The following is a 16,821-nucleotide window of genomic DNA, read 5'->3' on the forward strand; positions in this document are numbered from 1 at the left end:
ACTGGGCGCATGAGGATCCTGGCGGCGATGAGCGGCGGCGTCGACTCCGCCGTGGCGGCCGCTCGGGCCGTCGAGGCGGGTCATGACGTGGTCGGCGTGCACCTCGCGCTCTCGCGCGCCGGCGGGACGCTCCGCACCGGCAGCCGCGGCTGCTGCACGATCGAGGACGCGATGGACGCGCGGCGCGCGGCCGACCGCCTCGGCATCCCGTTCTACGTGTGGGACTTCTCGGAGCGGTTCCGCGACGACGTCATCGACGACTTCGTCGCCGAGTACCGGGCCGGCCGCACGCCCAATCCCTGCATGCGCTGCAACGAGAAGATCAAGTTCGCCGCGCTCCTCGAGCGGGGCCTGGAACTGGGCTTCGACGCCGTCTGCACGGGTCACTACGCGACGCTCGTGGACGGCCCCGACGGGCTCGAGCTTCATCGCGCGTCCGACGCGGCGAAGGACCAGTCGTACGTCCTCGGCGTGCTCACGGCCGAGCAGCTCGCCCACACGCTCTTCCCCCTGGGCTCCACGCCCTCCAAGGCCGTCGTCCGCGCCGAGGCCGCGGAGCGCGGACTGTCGGTCGCGCAGAAGCCGGACTCCCACGACATCTGCTTCATCCCCGACGGCGACACGAAGGGCTGGCTGGCCGAGAAGGTCGGCACCGCCACCGGCGACGTCGTCGACCGGTCGGGCGCCGTGGTCGGAACCCACGAGGGTGCGCACGCGTTCACCGTGGGCCAGCGTCGCGGGCTCCGGCTGGGCGTACCGGCGCCGGACGGCAAGCCGCGGTTCGTCCTCGAGGTGCGACCGGTTTCGAACACGGTGGTCGTCGGTCCCAAGGAGGCGCTCGCGACCGCCGGGATCGCAGGCTCCCGCTACACGTGGGCGGGCCGTCCCGTGCAGGCGGAGGAGTTCGACTGCCATGTGCAGATCCGGGCGCACGCCGACCCCGTGCCGGCGCACGCGCGACTCGTGGACGGCGAGCTCGCGGTGCGGCCCGAGACCCCGCTGGACGGCGTCGCCCCGGGCCAGACGGCGGTCCTCTACGACGGCACGCGCGTGATCGGACAGTTCACGATCGACCGCACCGAGTCGGCCGTGCCCGTCGACGCAGCCTGACCCCGGCGGTGTCGCACCCCGCTCCTAGACTGACGGAGTGACGGATGCCGCATTCTCCGACGATCTGAGCCTCGCCGACGCCCGCGATGAGGCCCGGGCGCTGACCGACCGCATCCTCTCGGCTCGCGAGGCGTACTACGGCGCCGATGCCGAGCTCGTCGACGACGCGACCTACGACGCGTGGATGCGGCGGCTCGAAGAGCTCGAGCGCATGCACCCCGAGCTGCAGGGCCAGGACTCGCCGACCCAGACCGTGGGCGCGGCCGAGACGACGATGCTGGCACCCGTCGAGCACGCCGAGCGCATGCTGAGCCTCGACAACGTCTTCTCGGCCGACGAGCTGCGCGAATGGTGCGCGAAGACCGCGGCGGCGGCCGGCCGGGCCGTGCGCTGGCTGACCGAGCTCAAGATCGACGGCCTCGCCATCAGCCTGCGCTACGAGGACGGCATGCTCACGTCGGCGGCCACGCGCGGCGACGGCCGCGTGGGCGAGGACGTCACCGTCAACGCGCTGCGCGTGGCCGGCATCCCTCAGCGGCTGTCGGGCGACGGGCACCCGCCGATCGTGGAGGTGCGCGGCGAGGTCTTCATCCCGGTCGCCGAGTTCGAGCGGCTCAACGCGCTGCAGGCGACGATGCGCGATCGCGCGGTGGACGAAGCGCGCTCGCGAGCGCGGTCGTTCGACGAGGAGCGCGCGCGGCTCAGCGCCGAGCGGCGCTTCCCCGCCTTCGCCAACCCGCGCAACGCCGCCAGCGGCGGCCTGCGGCAGCAGCTCGACAAGAAGGACGGCCTCGAGCTCGAGGCCAGGCGCGCGCGCCTGGCGTCGCTGCGCCTTTTCGTCCACGGCATCGGGGCGTGGAGCGAGCCGCCCGTGGCCGCGCAGAGCGAGGTGTACGACCTGCTCGCGTCGTGGGGGCTGCCCGCCAGCCCGTACTTCCGAACGTGTGACGACGTCGAGGGCGTCATGGACTTCGTCGCGCACTACGGCGAGCACCGCCACGACGTCGAGCACGAGATCGACGGTGTCGTCGTCAAGGTCGACGAGCTCGCGCTGCACGATGAGCTGGGGGCGACCAGCCGCGCGCCGCGATGGGCGATCGCGTACAAGTACCCGCCCGAGCAGGTGAACACCCGGCTCCTCGACATCGTGGTGTCGGTGGGGCGCACCGGCCGCGCGACGCCGTACGCCGTCATGGCGCCCGCTCGCGTGTCGGGCAGCGTCGTGCGGCAGGCGACCCTGCACAACCAGGACGTCGTGAAGGCCAAGGGCGTGCTGATCGGCGACACCGTGGTGCTGCGCAAGGCCGGCGACGTGATCCCCGAAGTGCTCGGGCCCGTCGTCGAGCTGCGCGACGGCACCGAGCGGACCTTCGTGATGCCCGAGAACTGCCCCGAATGCGGATCGCCGCTCGCCCCCGCCAAGGAGGGCGACATCGACCTGCGCTGCCCGAACACCCGCGCCTGCCCGGCGCAGGTGCGCGGCCGCGTCGAGCACATCGGCTCGCGCGGCGCTCTCGACATCGAGGCGCTGGGCGAAGTGACAGCCGCCGCCCTGACTCAGCCCTCTGAGCCGCGCACGCCGCCCCTCGAGACCGAAGCGGGCCTGTTCGACCTGCGTCTGGACCAGCTCGTCCCGATCGAGGTCGTCGTGCGCGACGCCGAGACCGGCGAACCGCGCATCGACGAGCAGACCGGCGCCATCGTGCGCCGCTCACCGTTCCAGCGCTCCGAGAAGACCTACCCTCCCGGATGGGAGGACGCCACGCCCGCCGAGCGCCGTGCCGCCGGCATCCGCAAGGACCACGTGGTGCTCCACCCCTCGGCACAGGCCCTCACTCTCCTGGACGAGATCGAGAAGGCCAAGACGAAGGATCTGTGGCGCTTCCTGGTGGCGCTGAACATCCGGCACGTCGGCCCGGTGGCAGCCCGCGCACTCGCGCAGTGGTTCGGCTCGGTCGCCGCCATCCGCGAGGCCACCCGCGACGAGCTCGCCGCCGTCGACGGCGTCGGAGGCATCATCGCCGACTCGCTGATCGACTGGTTCGAGGTCGACTGGCACCGCGAGATCGTCGAGCGGTGGCAGGCCGCCGGCGCGCAGCTGGCGACGCCCGGTCACCCGGGGCCCGGCGCCGCTTCTGCGGACGGAGGAGTGCTCGAGGGGTTGACGGTTGTCGCGACCGGATCGCTCGAGGGCTACACGCGCGAGGGCGCGCAGGAGGCGATCATCCGTGCCGGCGGCAAGGCCGCATCGAGCGTGTCGAAGAAGACCGACTTCGTCGCGGCGGGTCCGGGAGCCGGCTCGAAGCTCGCCAAGGCCGAGCAGCTGGGCATCCGCATCCTCGACGCCGCCCAGTTCCGCGTTCTGGTCGAGCAGGGCCCGGGGGCGCTGGACAGCTGACCGACCGAACGCGAGGATCTCACCCATGGTGCAATGGCTCTACCGGATCGTCCCCACGCGGCCCGACATGGTCGACGCGGCGACCGACGATGAGGCGGCGGTCGTCGGCGATCACTTCCGCTACCTCGTGCAGCTGCGCGATCGCGGCATCCTGATCCTCGCCGGACGCACGCAGGGCGAGGGTGCCGAGACGCTCGGCCTGACCGTCTTCGAGGCCGATGACGAAGCGGCGGCCCGCGCGGTCATGGACGCCGACCCGGCCGTGGCGGCGGGCGTGTTCGCCGCCACGCTCCATCGCTACGCCGTCGCCGTCGCCCGTGACGGGCTCGATATGACCGCGGCGCGGACGCCGGGGTGATCAGCTCTTCGTCAGATCCAGCAGCTTCTCGCGCACCTGCCGTCGCAGCACCTTGCCGATGAGCGACTTGGGCAGCTCGTCGACGACGAACACGCGTCGCGGGACCTTGTACGGGGTGAGGATTCCGCGGACGAACTCGCGGATCGCGTCCACGTCGACGTCGTCGACGGACTCGTCGAGCACGACGGCGGCCACGACCTCCTCGCCGGACTTGGCGCTGGGAAGCCCCACGACGGCCGCATCGTCGACCGCGGGATGCTGGCGCAGCGCGTTCTCGACCTCGGTGGGCGCGACATTGAACCCGCCCGTGATGATCAGCTCCTTGATGCGGTCGACGATCCGCACGAAGCCCTTGTCGTCGATCGCGACGATGTCGCCGGTGCGGAACCAGTCGTCGACGAAGACGGCGGCCGTCGCCTCGGGCCTGCCGTAGTAGCCCGAGAAGACCTGCGGGCCGCGGACGATGAGCTCGCCCGGCTCACCGGGCGGGACGTCATGCGTGGGATCGTCGGGGTCGACGACGCGGCACTCGGTTCCCGGCAGCGGAAGCCCGACCGTTCCGGGGACGCGGTTGTCGCTGACAGGGTTCGCCATCAGCACGGGCGAGCACTCGCTCAGGCCGTAGCCTTCGACGAGATAGCCGCCGGACGCTTCCTCGAAGGGGACCACGAGCTCGTGGGGGAGCGCCATCGCACCCGAGATCGCGACCTGGATGCCCTGCAGCGAAACGCCCTTCTCCCGGGCGCGCTTGAGCAGCCGCTCCGCGATCGGCGGCACCGCGGGGAGGAAGGTCGGCGGATGCTTCTTGATCGCGTCCAGCGTCATATCGGCGTCGAACCGCGGGAACAGCACCAGGCGTGCGCCCATCGACATCGCGAAGGTCAGGCACAGCGTCAGCCCGTAGGCGTGGAACATCGGCAGGACCGCGTACACGACGCACCCCTCGCCCCGCTCGATCTGGGGAATCCACGCGCGTGCCTGGGCGGCGTTGGATTTGATGTTCCGGTGGCTCAGCGAGGCCCCCTTGGGCGTGCCCGTGGTGCCGCTGGTGTACTGGATGAGGGCGAGGTCGTCGACGTCGGGCCGCGGATGCGTCGTGGGCAGCGGTTCGTGCGAGAGCAGCTTCTCCCACGTGACGGTGCCGTGCACCGGGGAGTACAGCGCCTCGCGCGCCTCGCGCGCCTTCTTGATGGGGAGCTTGAGGGCGAGCCGCGTCGCGAACGGCATCGCCTTGATCAGATCGACCGACACGATCGCGGACTGCCGCAGATCGCCCGGGAACGTCTGCACCGCGTCGACGACCTTCGACCACACGATGGAGACCGTCGCGCCGTGGTCCTCGTACTGCTTGCGCAGCTCGCGCGGCGTGTACAGCGGGTTGTGCTCGACGACCACGGCTCCCAGGCGCAGGACCGCGTAGAACGCGATGATGTGCTGCGGGCAGTTCGGCAGGACGATCGCGACGCGATCGCCGGCGCGGACGCCCAGGGCGTGGAGCCCCGCCGCCGCGCGCGCGATCTGCTCGCGCATGTCCCGGTACGACGTCTCGCGGCCGAAGAACTGCAGCGCGGTGAGCTCGGGGTACTGCCGGGCCGAGTCGTCGACGATGTCGACCAGCGATCCGGTCACCGGTTCGAGGTCCTCCGGCACCCCGGGGGCGTAGCTGGCGATCCAGGGGCGGGGCGGGTCGTAGGCCGTCATGGCCCATAGCGTACTGATGCGGTGCACCGGTTCCCACCCCGCGTGTGCGGGCTCGGGGCACAGCGCTCGTAGGATGGGGGGGTGTCTGAAATCACCCCTGAACTCGTGCGCCATCTCGGCGTGCTCGCCCGGATTCAGCTGAGCGACGAGGAGGTCGAGCGCCTCACCGGTCAGCTCGACGTGATCGTCGACAACATCGCGAAGGTCTCGGAGGTCGCCACGCCCGACGTCGAGGCGACCAGCCACCCGATCGCGATGAGCAACGTCTTCCGGTCCGACGAGGTCGGCGTCCAGCTGACGCCCGCCGAGGTGCTGCAGAACGCCCCCGATGCCGCCGACGGGCGGTTCCGGGTGACCGCGATCCTCGGCGAAGAGCAGTAGGGGCGACGACATGACGGATCTGACGAAGCTCAGTGCGGCGGAGCTCGCCGACAAGCTCGCCGCCGGCGAGGTCTCCAGCGTCGAGGCGACGCGGGCGCACCTCGACCGGATCGCCGATGTGGACGGCGCCGTCGGGGCGTTCCTCCACGTCAGCGACCACGCTCTGGACGTCGCGGCGGACATCGACCGCCGACGCGCCGCGGGCGAGGAGCTCGGTCCGGTCGCGGGCGTGCCACTGGCGATCAAGGACGTCCTGGTCACCACCGACATGCCGTCCACCAGCGGGTCGAAGATCCTCGAGGGCTACATGTCGCCGTTCGACGCGACGGTCGTGGCGCGATCCCGCGCGGCCGGCCTGGTGCCGCTGGGCAAGACCAACATGGACGAGTTCGCGATGGGATCCTCGACGGAGCACTCCGCGTACGGACCGACGCGCAACCCGTGGGACCTCGACCGCATCCCCGGCGGCTCCGGCGGCGGCTCGGCGGCCGCGGTGGCGGCCTTCCAGGCGCCCCTCGCCCTCGGATCCGACACCGGCGGTTCGATCCGCCAGCCCGCGCACGTCACCGGCACCGTCGGCCTCAAGCCCACGTACGGCGGCGTGAGCCGCTACGGCGCGATCGCGCTGGCCTCGAGCCTGGATCAGGTCGGACCCGTGACGCGCACCGTCCTGGACTCCGGCCTGCTGCACGATGTCATCGGCGGGTACGACCCGCACGACTCGACGTCGCTCGCTGACGAATGGCCGTCGTTCGCCCAGGCGGCCCGCGAGGGCGCGCGGGGCGACGTCCTGAAGGGCCTCAGGATCGGCGTCATCAAGGAGCTGCCCGACGCGGGCTTCCAACCCGGAGTGTCGTCGTCGTTCCGTGCCGCCCTGGCGGCGATGGAGGCCCAGGGCGCCGAGATCGTCGAGATCAGCGCCCCCCACTTCGAGTACGGCGTCGCGGCGTACTACCTCATCCTTCCGGCGGAGGCCTCGAGCAACCTCGCGAAATTCGACTCGGTGCGCTTCGGCATGCGGATCGACGTGCCCGGCGGCACGGTCGAGGACGTCATGTCGGTGACCCGCGACGCCGGGTTCGGCGACGAGGTCAAGCGCCGCATCATCCTCGGGACCTATGCGCTCAGCGCCGGGTACTACGACGCGTACTACGGCTCCGCGCAGAAGGTGCGCACGCTCATCCAGCGCGACTTCGACCAGGCGTTCGCCTCGGTCGACGTCATCGCCACGCCCAGCGCCCCGACGACGGCGTTCCGCCTCGGCGAGCAGCTGGACGACCCGATGCAGATGTACCTGAACGACGTCACGACCATCCCCGCCAACCTCGCGGGCGTCCCGGGGATCTCGATCCCGTCCGGGCTCGCCGACGAGGACGGTCTGCCGGTCGGCATCCAGTTCCTCGCGCCGGCGCGCGCGGACGCCCGCCTCTACCGCGTCGGAGCGGCGCTGGAGGCTCTGCTCGTGGATTCATGGGGCGGCGGTCTGCTCGACCGCGCTCCGGCGCTGGGAGGTGCCCGCTGATGGCCAAGGCCGACCTGATGGACTACGACAAGGCCCTCGAGCTGTTCGAGCCGGTGCTCGGCTTCGAGATCCACGTCGAGCTGAACACCGTGACGAAGATGTTCTCGGCGGCGCCGAATCCGGCACACGCCGGCCACCACGGCGCCGAGCCGAACACGCTCGTCGCGCCCGTCGACATGGGCCTGCCCGGTTCGCTGCCCGTCGTCAACGGCGAGGCGGTGCGCTCCTCGATCAGCCTGGGCCTGGCCCTGGGATGCTCGATCGCTCCGTCGAGCCGCTTCGCGCGGAAGAACTACTTCTACCCCGACCTCGGGAAGAACTACCAGATCTCGCAGTACGACGAGCCGATCGCGTTCGAGGGCTCCGTGGAGGTCGAGATGCCCGATGGCGAGATCGTGACGGTGCCGATCGAGCGAGCCCACATGGAGGAGGACGCCGGCAAGCTCACGCACATGGGCGGCGCCGCCGGCCGCATCCAGGGCGCCGAGTACTCCCTCGTGGACTACAACCGCGCCGGCGTCCCTCTCGTCGAGATCGTCACGAAGACCATCTTCGGGGCGGAGGGGCGCGCACCCGAGCTCGCGAAGGCATACGTGCAGACCATCCGCGACATGGTGATCTCCCTCGGCATCTCCGAGGCGCGCATGGAGCGCGGCAACCTCCGCTGCGACGCGAACGTGTCGCTGCGCCCGCGGGTCGCGCCGGGTGAGACGCCGGCGCCGCTGGGCATCCGCACCGAGACGAAGAACGTGAACTCGATGCGCTCGGTCGAGCGGGCGGTGCGCTACGAGATCCAGCGCCAGGCGGCGATCCTCGCCGCCGGTGGCACGATCACGCAGGAGACGCGCCACTGGCACGAGGACACGGGCACGACGAGCCCGGGGCGTCCGAAGTCGGATGCCGACGACTACCGGTACTTCCCGGAGCCGGATCTTCTCCCGGTGGAGCCGGCGGCCGAGCTGATCGAGGAGCTGCGGGCGGCGCTGCCCGAGCCGCCCGCCGCGCACCGGCGCCGCCTCAAGGCGGACTGGGGGTTCGGCGACATCGATTTCCAGGGCGTCGTGAACGGCGGCGTGCTGGCCGAGGTCGAGGCGACGATCGCGGCCGGAGCGACACCCGCCGCGGCGCGCAAGTGGTGGACCGGTGAGATCACCCGCATCGCCAACGCGTCCGAGCGCGAGCCCGTGGAACTGGTCTCGCCGGCGGACGTGGCGGCGCTGCAGGCGCTCGTCGACGCCGGCACGCTCACCGACAAGCTGGCGCGGCAGGTGCTCGAGGGTGTCGTCGCCGGTGAGGGATCGCCGCAGGAGGTCGTCGACGCGCGGGGGCTCGCGGTCGTGTCGGACGACGGCGCGCTGCTCGCGGCGATCGACGAGGCCCTGGCGGCCCAGCCCGACGTGCTCGCGAAGATCCGCGATGGCAAGGTGCAGGCCGCCGGCGCGGTCATCGGCGCCGTCATGAAGGCGATGCGCGGACAAGCCGACGCCGCCCGTGTGCGCGAGCTCATCCTGGAGCGGGCTTCGCAGTAGCCGCCGTCCGGCCGGGTCGATCGTGCCTGCGGGATGTCGGCGTGGTCGGGGAGAATCGGAACATGGGGCGCGGTGACGGATCGGGCCGGGTCGTCTCGCCCGAGGGGGCGGACGACACCGGCGCCGGCATCCTGCACGTCGACATGGATGCCTTCTACGCGGCGGTCGAGGAGCTCGACGACCCGTCGCTGCGCGGACGCGCGATCATCGTCGGAGGCGAGGACGGACGCTCCGTCGTCTCCAGCGCCTCCTACCCGGCGCGGCGATACGGGGTCCGCTCGGCCATGCCCGTCGGCCAGGCGCTGCGGCTGTGCCCCCACGCGATCGTGGTGCCCCCGAACTTCCCGCGCTATGTCGAGGTCTCGCGGCAGGTGATGGACATCTTCCGCGATGTCACGCCGCTGGTGGAGCCGCTGTCGATCGACGAGGCCTTCCTGGACGTCCGCGGCGCGCGCCGGCTGTGGGGGAGCCCGGGAGCCATCGCCCGGGCACTGCGCGAGCGCGTCCGACGCGAGACCGGGCTCACGTGCAGCGTGGGTGCCGCGGCGACCAAGCACGTCGCCAAGATCGCCTCGACCATGAGCAAGCCGGATGGGCTGCTGATCGTACCCGAGGCGGCCACCGCGGGCTTCCTCGCCCCGCTGTCGGTGCGGGCGCTGTGGGGGATCGGGCCGAAGGCCGCCGAGGCGCTCGAGAGCCGGGGCGTGCGCACCGTCTCGGACGTGCTGGAGACTCCGGCGGCGACCCTGGACCGCATGCTCGGGCCGGCGATGAGCGAGCGCATCCAGCAGCTCGTGCGCGGGGTCGACGCACGGCGCGTGACGCCGACGCATGTCGAGAAGAGCGTCGGGCACGAGGAGACCTTCCACACCGACATCGCGGACGCATCGGTGCTGCGCGCCGAGCTGCGTCGTCTGGCCGACCGGGTCGGCACCCGGCTGCGCGAAGGCGGATGGGAGGCCCGCACCGTCGCGATCAAGGTCCGCTACGCGGACTTCACGACCGTCAGCCGGTCGCAGACGCTCGGAGAGGCGACCGACGTCGGCCAGCGGATCGGCGATGCGGCGCGCGAGCTGTTCGACGCGCTCGAACGGCCCCTGCCCGTGCGTCTGGTGGGCGTTCGCGCGGAGAAGCTCGCACCCGCCGGCTCGACCCCGGTCTCCCTGTGGGACGACGACGAGGACTGGCGGCGTGTGGAGGGCGCGCTCGACGACGCCCGCGCGCGCTTCGGCGGCGCCGCCGTGACGCGCGCCGCACTGCTCGGGTCGGAGCGCGGCGGCGGATCGCTGCCGTCGAACCCGCGCCCGCCGCGAACCGAGTGACGCGGGACTGTGCAGGCGATGAGCGCACCGGTAGCGTGGGCTCATGCCCAACATCGCACTCGAACTCGGCAAGCAGTCCGCGACTCTCGGCGTCACGAGCGCCTACGGAGAGCAGCAGGACGTCGACGGCGTCCGCATCGTCCCCGTCGCGCTGACCTGGTCGGGGTTCGGCGGCGGCGAGGACGAGGCCGGCAACGGCGGCGGTGGCGGCGGCGGCGTGACCATCCCCGTCGGCGCCTACATCCGTCGCGGCGACGACCTCCGCTTCGAGCCGAACCTGGTGTCGCTGGTCGCCGTGGCGATCCCGTTCGTGTGGGTGGCCGGTCGCGCGCTCTCCCGTGTCATCAAGTACCTCAAGAAGTAGGCCGGATGCCGTCGCTGCGGCGCTCGGCCGTGCCGCCGATGTCGTGACGGCATCCGTCTCGGCCCTCGCCGCCGCGAACCCGGTCGTCATCATCGACGGGCGCAGCGGCGCCGGCAAGACCTCGCTCGTGCGCGCGCTCGTCGCCCGCTGGCCCGGCGGCGGGCGGGTCCAGACCGTCGCGCTGGATTCGCTGTACCCCGGCTGGGACGGACTGCAGGCCGGTGCCGAGACCGCGCGCGACCTCATCCTCGTGCCGCACGCGCGCGGCGAGGTCGGCGTGTGGCAGCGATGGGACTGGGAAGCGGACCGGTACAGCGAAGCGCACGCGGTCGACCCCTCGCTTCCGCTCATCGTCGAGGGCGCCGGCGCGCTCCAGCCGTCCACCTCGGGGCTGGCGGACGTGCGGGTGTGGCTGGACTCCCCGCCGACGTCGCGTCGGCGCCGGGCGCTGGATCGCGACGGCGACGCCTACCGGCCGCACTGGGAGCGGTGGGCGGCGCAGGAGGACGAGCACGTCGAGCGCCATTCGCCCGCGTCGCTGGCCGACCACGTGCTGCCGGTGCCGTGAGGCTCCGCGCCCGCCTCAGTCCCGGTCGCCGGTGACGGCGGTGACGAGCCCGTCGAGGCGGTAGCCGAGCCAGTCGTAGATGCCGAAGCGCGGATCCCCGTCGACGTGGCTGTCGGCATCCGTGATCCCCAGCCGGGTGGCGAGCACGAGACGCACCGCGGCCAGTGTCCGAAGCCATGCGTGGGCCTGCTCGATGGTCAGCGCGAGCGGCACGGACTCACGCAGAGCGGGGTCTGCGGGGTCGTCGGAGATCTCGGCCGCGGGCGCGAGACCCGCCAGGACGATCGTCGCGTCGTCGCGCCGCCGCTCCAGCAGATCGTCCTGCGTGAGCGAGCGGAACTCGCGCGACGCTTCGTCGTCGTCGCGGTAGGCGTCGGGGGTGAGGCGGCGCACGGCGGGATCGGCGGTGGCGTCAGACGCGTTCAGGATGTCCTGGAACTGGCCGATGAGACCTGTCAGGTGCGCGGCCTCGAGCCGCGTGATCTCGACGACGACGGTTTCGGGTGCGGTCATTCGGGTGCCTGCCTCACGGTCGCCCACAGACCGTAGTCGTGCATGGCCTGGGTGTGCAATTCCATCTGCTCGCGCGCGCCCTCGGCCACAACCGCGTGGCCGTCGTGGTGCACGGCGAGCATGAGGCGTTCAGCAACGGTGCGCGGAAACCCGAAGTAGGTCTGGAAGACGTGCGTGACGTAGCTCATGAGGTTGACCGGATCGTCCCACACCACCGTCTGCCACGGACGCTCGCGCTGCTGGAGCGCGGCCTCGTCCGTCCGTTCGCCGGTGCGCGGTGCGGCGGTGCTCATGCCCAGCCCAGCTCGTGAAGGCGGTCGTCGTCGATGCCGTAGAAGTGGGCGATCTCGTGGACGAGGGTCGTGTGCACCTCGTCGCGGAGTTCGTCGATGTCGCCGCACCGCTCGAGGTGGGCCTCGCGATACACGATGATCCGATCGGGCAGCTCGGCCGCGGCGCCGTACCGATCGCGCTCGGTCAGCGCCCAGCCGTCGTAGAGGCCGAGCAGATCCGTGCTGCCGTCCTCGGAGCGGTCCTCGACGACGAAGACGACGTTCTCGAGACCGTCGATCATGTCGTCGGGCAGAGCGTCGAGCTCGTCGACGACGAGCTGTTCGAACGCGTCGGCATCCATCTCAAGCATTGGGGTGAGTAACGGGACTTGAACCCGCGGCCCCCTGGACCACAACCAGGTGCTCTACCGACTGAGCTATACCCACCATGCGCCTCGCTCGCGCGGGCAACCAGAAGATTCTCTCACATCTCCGAGGCGAATGACGACACGACGGACGCAGCGAGGGTGCGCGCGCCGTCACTGGTCGGGCCGGGCTCGGGGACGAAGACCGCCTGTCGGTAGTACGACAGCTCGCGGATGGATTCCAGGATGTCGGCGAGTGCGCGGTGGCCGCCGTCCTTGGCCGGCGCGTGGATGTAGGCGCGGGGGTACCAGCGGCGCGAGAGCTCCTTGATGCTCGACACGTCGACGTTGCGGTAATGGAGCCACCGGTCCACGCGGGGCATGTACTTCGCCAGGAACATGCGGTCGGTCCCGATGGTGTTCCCGGCCAGCGGCGCCTTGCCCTCGAGGGGCACGAAGCGCTGGATGTACTCGAGCGCCTGGAACTCGGCATCCGCAACCGTCACGCCGTGCGGGATCTCGTCGAGGAGTCCCGAGGACTCGTGCATCTTCGTGACGAAGTCGTTCATGTTCGCCAGCGCCGACGCGTCGGGCTTGATCACGATGTGGAATCCGGGGTCGAGCGGTCGCAGCTCGAAATCCGTCACCACGACCGCGATCTCGACGAGTTCATCGATCTCCAGATCGAGACCCGTCATCTCGCAGTCGATCCACACCAGACGATCATTGTCGGAGGACCCCACCATGGAATCCATCCTAGTCGCGCCGGTCCGGAACCGACGGCACCCTTCCCGTCCCCCAGACACGATTCGAACGTGTGACCGGCGGATTAGAAGGCCGCTGCTCTATCCACTGAGCTACTGGGGGTCGCTTCCAGGCTACCGGGTCGACCCGCCGCGGACGCTCTTCCCGCCATGGTCCGGGCGGCGTAGCGTGGGAGTTGCACGGGCATTCGAAGGAGGATCGCTCATGAGCACGACCGAAACGCACCATGCACTCTGGGTCGCCTACGGCGCCGGCGGCGTCGTCGGGTCGATCCGCAAGGATGCCGACGGCTACACGGTCACGATGGCCGGGGCCGATGCGCCGACCGGCACCTACCCCACGATGGACATCGCCAAGAGCTCCCTGCACGCCCACATGGCGCCGGGCAGCGACTGGCCGCAGTTCCGCGAGCACTGAGCCGCGACAGCCGCGGCGGGCCGGGCCCCCCTCCGGTCCGCCGTCTGTCGCGCGCACGGGGACCGGTGCGCGAGCCACGTGACGTGAATTGGACCGGTCGGACCGGGCCAAAGGTCGCTACAGTGACCGCATGGATTCCCGGGTCTCGGCGCGAGCGCTCGCGAGCGCGCTCGGCGGTTGGCGCACGCGGCAGCCCGCGTACGAGGCGCTAGCGGACGGCATCCGACTGCTGTGCCTGGACAACCGTCTCGCCCCCAAGACGACGCTGCCGGCGGAGCGTGAGCTCGCCGCTGCGCTGCGGGTGAGCCGCAGCACCGTCTCATCGGCCTACGCGAGCCTGCGCACGAGCGGCCACGTGTCGAGCCTTCGCGGCTCGGGCACGGTGACCCTGGCACTGCGGCGGCATTCCGCCGCCGACATCGTGACGGGTGCCGATGCGATCGATCTGCAGCAGGCGAGTCCGCCGGCCTGGCCGGGGCTCGCGGGCATCGTCGCCGAGACCGCTCAGGACGCGGCCGCCATCGTGGCCCGCAGCGGATACGACACGCACGGGAGTCGGCGTCTGCGGGAGGCGATCGCGCAGCGCTACAACCGGCGCGGCGTGCCGACGAGGCCAGACGAGGTGCTGGTGACCACCGGGGCGCAGAGCGCGATCCATCTGGTCGCCGCCGCATTGCTGGCCCGGGGCGATCGTGTCCTCATCGAGACGCCCACCTACCCCCACGCGGCCGAGGCGCTGCGCCGGGCCGGCGGACGTCTGGTCGGGGTCCCCGTGACGACCGATGACGGGTGGGACCTCGACCGCGCGCAGCAGGCGTTCGCTCGCACGCTGCCGGCCCTCGCGTACCTCATGCCCGGCTTCCAGAACCCGACCGGTCGCACGATGACCCCCCACGAGCGCGATGTGCTCGCGTCATCGGCGGAGCGGGTGGGTGCGCTGACCGTCCTCGACGAGACGACCGCCGATCTCGACATCGACGGGACGTCCGCGCCACCGTTGCGCGGTCGCGGCGAGGCGTCGGTGATCCGCATCGGCTCCCTCGGCAAGACGGTGTGGGGCGGGTTGCGGGTCGGCTGGGTGCGGGCCCGAGAAGACGTCGTCCGACGCCTCGCGGCGGCGCGCCCCGCTCACGACCTCGGGACGCCGGAGTTCGAGCAGGAGGTCGCCGTCCGTGTGCTCGACCGCTTCGAGGACGTCCTCGCGCAGCGCGCTTCGCTGCTCGGCGCCGGGCGCGACGCGCTGGTCGCCGCGGTTCGCGATCGGCTGCCGTCCTGGCACGTGCCGACCGTGGACGGCGGTCTCTCGCTGTGGATCGAGCTCGGTGCGGCCCTCAGCCCCGCACTCGTGATGGATGCGCGCGGCCACGGGCTTCTGCTGTCGGCCGGCCCCCGCTTCGCGGTCGACGGAGGTCACGAGCGCCACCTGCGGGTGCCCTTCACGGCGCCCGTGCCGGACCTCGTGCGCGCGGTGGACATCCTGGCCGAGTCCTGGACCCGGGTCCGTGAGGGAGTGCCGACCTCGTCGCTCCAGATGCTCGAGCCGGTGATCTGACGGCGTTCAGCGGCTGAACCGCAGCGCGTCGACGGCGTCGTCGGCCGACCAGAACGCGCCGACCTCGACGAAGGCTCGCGTCGACGGGCGGAATCGGCGCGCTCGGAACGGCCGGTCGGCGTCGCCGTCCACCCGCATCAGATGACCGACGACGAGACCGGCGCGGTCGGTCACGCGCCACTGACGTCGGCCGGCCGGCGTCAGCTGCACACCGTGCGCACGCGTGAGCTGCGGCTCGGCCTCGGGCGTTGCGTCAAGCGTTGCGACCACGGGATCCTCCTCGCACTCGAAGCTACGCACCCCCTCCGACATCGCCGCGCCCCGCCCGCTCCGCGAGGAGTGCGTGGTCTCCTCCCCAGCGGCAGACCCGGACGATCCGTTCACAGTTGAGGTTGCGGGGAGGCTGCGCGCGCCGCCGTCCGGCCAGCCTGGGCGTGCGTCGGTGTCCGCCGGGCACGCGGGCACCGACGCGGCGGGGGGCGCCTCCGCCACGTCGAGAGAGGACGCACGATGACAACAGAGATGATCACGTTCACCGGCCGCATCGGCACGACGCCGACGCAGCGGGTGATCGCCGGCGGAATCACCGTGACGACATTCCGTGTCGGCTGCTCCCGGGGCAAGCGCGATGCGCAGACCGGCCAGTGGAGCGACGACGGGACCAGCTGGTACACGGTGTCGGCATACCGGCGGCTCGGCGAGTTCGCGGCCGCGTCGCTGCGCACGGGCGAACCGGTCCTGGTGACGGGGCGGCTGAAGATCAGGCAATGGGAGAACGCGAGCGCGAAGGGGATCGCGGTCGATGTCGACGCGGATGCCATCGGCCACGACCTGAACTGGGGGACGAGCGCGTTCGTCAAGCCCGACCGAGCCGACGCGTCGACCGGGGCACGGGAGTCTGAGCGGCAGCCGCCGCCCGCGCCCGACGATCAGCAGTGGGCCCGTCCCGGCGAGGACACGCCGCCGGCGGACACATGGGCGACGGCCGGCATCCCGACCCCGGACGGGGAGCGCTCGGGAGGGGCCGCGTCGATGACCGAGGCGCCGTTCTGAGGGCGGGGCGTCGGCGTGACGCCCGTAGACTCGCCGCGTGCCCCCACTGCATCCGCGACCGCTGAGCGCGCCCACGCGGGGGAGTGCCGTGACGTCCCGCCGGGGACGCCTCGGCGCCGTGCTGGCGCTGGCCGTCGCCGTGAGCGGGTGCGCGGCCGCGGGCGGGGCGGCGACCGACGCCACCCCGTCGGCGTCGGTGATCGCGCCGACGGCGGCGACCGACGCGACGCCGTCGCCCACGCCCACGCCCACAGCCGATCCGACCGCCTTCGACGCCGATGCCGACGTCGAGCACAACCTCGCGGTGTTCCGGTCCGTCGTCGAGGACGTGTGGGCGGGCGACGGACGGACCCAGGGCCGCGCGTACGTCGACGCGCTCGTCGCCGCAGGCTTCTCGAAGGCGGCCATGGAGGTCACAGCCGACACCACGACGATCGGCAACGCCGCCGAGACGATCCAGGTGGCGGTGCTGTGGCGGGAGCAGTGCCTGATCGGCCAGGTCGGTCCGGCGACGGGCGAGCCGGTCGCCGTCTCGGTGCCCGCGCTGGCCGAAGGCCGGTGCCTCGTGGGGGACACGCGACCCATCGACTGGTGACCTCGAGGGGGCCGTGCGGGCGGATGCCTGTCGTCG

Annotated in this window: 19 protein-coding genes and 2 tRNA genes; 13 read left to right on the forward strand and 8 right to left on the reverse strand. The window is 71.8% G+C overall.

Going from position 1 to position 16,821, the window contains the following annotated elements; translation table 11 throughout:
• The first annotated feature begins 9 nt into the window (after positions 1–9).
• From mnmA to P0L94_04050, 3 genes are read left to right on the forward strand one after another with little or no spacing between them, the layout of a single operon-like run.
• Positions 10–1,110, forward strand: a complete 1,101-nt coding sequence (gene mnmA, locus P0L94_04040) for a tRNA 2-thiouridine(34) synthase MnmA (GenBank protein WES65247.1) — start codon at positions 10–12, stop codon at positions 1,108–1,110.
• Between the two features lie 37 nt (positions 1,111–1,147).
• A complete protein-coding gene (gene ligA / locus P0L94_04045) occupies positions 1,148–3,508 on the forward strand; it encodes an NAD-dependent DNA ligase LigA (GenBank protein ID WES65248.1) in 2,361 nt (786 codons plus the stop codon).
• Between the two features lie 25 nt (positions 3,509–3,533).
• Entirely contained in the window at positions 3,534–3,866 is a 333-nt protein-coding gene (locus P0L94_04050) for a YciI family protein (GenBank protein WES65249.1), read from the forward strand.
• On the opposite strand, the gene P0L94_04055 is transcribed toward P0L94_04050, so the two are convergent.
• Positions 3,867–5,567 (reverse strand): long-chain-fatty-acid--CoA ligase, encoded by a 1,701-nt coding sequence (locus P0L94_04055; GenBank protein WES65250.1) that lies wholly within the window; start codon positions 5,565–5,567, stop codon positions 3,867–3,869. It abuts the gene before it with no gap.
• Between the two features lie 81 nt (positions 5,568–5,648).
• Between P0L94_04055 and gatC the strand changes: the two genes are divergently transcribed.
• The 6 genes from gatC to P0L94_04085 all read left to right on the forward strand — a co-directional run bounded on the left by gatC (position 5,649) and on the right by P0L94_04085 (position 11,253).
• Positions 5,649–5,948, forward strand: a complete 300-nt coding sequence (gatC, locus tag P0L94_04060) for an Asp-tRNA(Asn)/Glu-tRNA(Gln) amidotransferase subunit GatC (GenBank protein ID WES65251.1) — start codon at positions 5,649–5,651, stop codon at positions 5,946–5,948.
• A 10-nt stretch (positions 5,949–5,958) separates the two neighbouring features.
• Positions 5,959–7,470, forward strand: a complete 1,512-nt coding sequence (gene gatA, locus P0L94_04065; GenBank protein WES65252.1) for an Asp-tRNA(Asn)/Glu-tRNA(Gln) amidotransferase subunit GatA — start codon at positions 5,959–5,961, stop codon at positions 7,468–7,470.
• Positions 7,470–8,999 carry an Asp-tRNA(Asn)/Glu-tRNA(Gln) amidotransferase subunit GatB gene (gene gatB, locus P0L94_04070; protein ID WES65253.1) on the forward strand — a complete coding sequence of 510 codons (1,530 nt, stop codon included), beginning with the start codon at positions 7,470–7,472 and terminating at the stop codon, positions 8,997–8,999. The genes gatA and gatB overlap by 1 nt, the downstream gene beginning before the upstream one ends.
• A 62-nt stretch (positions 9,000–9,061) precedes the next feature.
• Positions 9,062–10,321 (forward strand): DNA polymerase IV, encoded by a 1,260-nt coding sequence (gene dinB, locus P0L94_04075; GenBank protein ID WES65254.1) that lies wholly within the window; start codon positions 9,062–9,064, stop codon positions 10,319–10,321.
• Positions 10,322–10,364: 43 nt separating this feature from the next.
• Positions 10,365–10,685: a hypothetical protein gene (locus P0L94_04080; GenBank protein WES65255.1), complete on the forward strand. Its 321-nt coding sequence runs from the start codon at positions 10,365–10,367 to the stop codon at positions 10,683–10,685.
• Complete coding sequence (locus tag P0L94_04085) at positions 10,660–11,253, forward strand: hypothetical protein (GenBank protein ID WES65256.1); 594 nt, start codon at positions 10,660–10,662, stop codon at positions 11,251–11,253. Before P0L94_04080 ends, P0L94_04085 begins: the two co-directional genes overlap by 26 nt.
• Positions 11,254–11,268: 15 nt before the next feature.
• Here P0L94_04085 and P0L94_04090 read toward each other — a convergent pair whose 3' ends face one another.
• The 6 genes from P0L94_04090 to P0L94_04115 all read right to left on the reverse strand — a co-directional run bounded on the left by P0L94_04090 (position 11,269) and on the right by P0L94_04115 (position 13,270).
• Positions 11,269–11,766, reverse strand: a complete 498-nt coding sequence (locus P0L94_04090) for a DUF2017 family protein (GenBank protein ID WES65257.1) — start codon at positions 11,764–11,766, stop codon at positions 11,269–11,271.
• Positions 11,763–12,059 (reverse strand): ATP-dependent Clp protease adapter ClpS, encoded by a 297-nt coding sequence (gene clpS, locus P0L94_04095; GenBank protein WES65258.1) that lies wholly within the window; start codon positions 12,057–12,059, stop codon positions 11,763–11,765. The genes P0L94_04090 and clpS overlap by 4 nt, the downstream gene beginning before the upstream one ends.
• Positions 12,056–12,409, reverse strand: a complete 354-nt coding sequence (locus P0L94_04100; GenBank protein ID WES65259.1) for a metallopeptidase family protein — start codon at positions 12,407–12,409, stop codon at positions 12,056–12,058. Before P0L94_04100 ends, clpS begins: the two co-directional genes overlap by 4 nt.
• Positions 12,410–12,485 (reverse strand) — tRNA-His (locus tag P0L94_04105). It lies immediately after the preceding gene.
• A gap of 37 nt (positions 12,486–12,522) precedes the next feature.
• A complete protein-coding gene (gene orn, locus P0L94_04110; GenBank protein WES65260.1) occupies positions 12,523–13,149 on the reverse strand; it encodes an oligoribonuclease in 627 nt (208 codons plus the stop codon).
• Between the two features lie 48 nt (positions 13,150–13,197).
• A tRNA-Arg gene (locus P0L94_04115) sits at positions 13,198–13,270 on the reverse strand.
• A 102-nt stretch (positions 13,271–13,372) separates the two neighbouring features.
• Between P0L94_04115 and P0L94_04120 the strand changes: the two genes are divergently transcribed.
• Both P0L94_04120 and P0L94_04125 read left to right on the forward strand, forming a co-directional pair.
• Positions 13,373–13,585: a hypothetical protein gene (locus P0L94_04120; GenBank protein ID WES65261.1), complete on the forward strand. Its 213-nt coding sequence runs from the start codon at positions 13,373–13,375 to the stop codon at positions 13,583–13,585.
• 130 nt (positions 13,586–13,715) lie between these two features.
• Positions 13,716–15,137: a PLP-dependent aminotransferase family protein gene (locus P0L94_04125; protein WES65262.1), complete on the forward strand. Its 1,422-nt coding sequence runs from the start codon at positions 13,716–13,718 to the stop codon at positions 15,135–15,137.
• Between the two features lie 6 nt (positions 15,138–15,143).
• Here P0L94_04125 and P0L94_04130 read toward each other — a convergent pair whose 3' ends face one another.
• A complete protein-coding gene (locus P0L94_04130; GenBank protein WES65263.1) occupies positions 15,144–15,407 on the reverse strand; it encodes a hypothetical protein in 264 nt (87 codons plus the stop codon).
• A 240-nt stretch (positions 15,408–15,647) separates the two neighbouring features.
• Here P0L94_04130 and P0L94_04135 point away from each other — a divergent pair, with 240 nt between their 5' ends.
• On the forward strand, positions 15,648–16,190 hold the full coding sequence (locus tag P0L94_04135) for a single-stranded DNA-binding protein (GenBank protein WES65264.1): 543 nt from the start codon (positions 15,648–15,650) through the stop codon (positions 16,188–16,190).
• Positions 16,191–16,227: 37 nt separating this feature from the next.
• Positions 16,228–16,785 (forward strand): hypothetical protein, encoded by a 558-nt coding sequence (locus P0L94_04140; GenBank protein WES65265.1) that lies wholly within the window; start codon positions 16,228–16,230, stop codon positions 16,783–16,785.
• The last annotated feature ends 36 nt before the right edge of the window (positions 16,786–16,821 follow it).

This window comes from Microbacter sp. GSS18, from assembly GCA_029319145.1.
Lineage (GTDB): Bacteria > Actinomycetota > Actinomycetes > Actinomycetales > Microbacteriaceae > Microbacterium.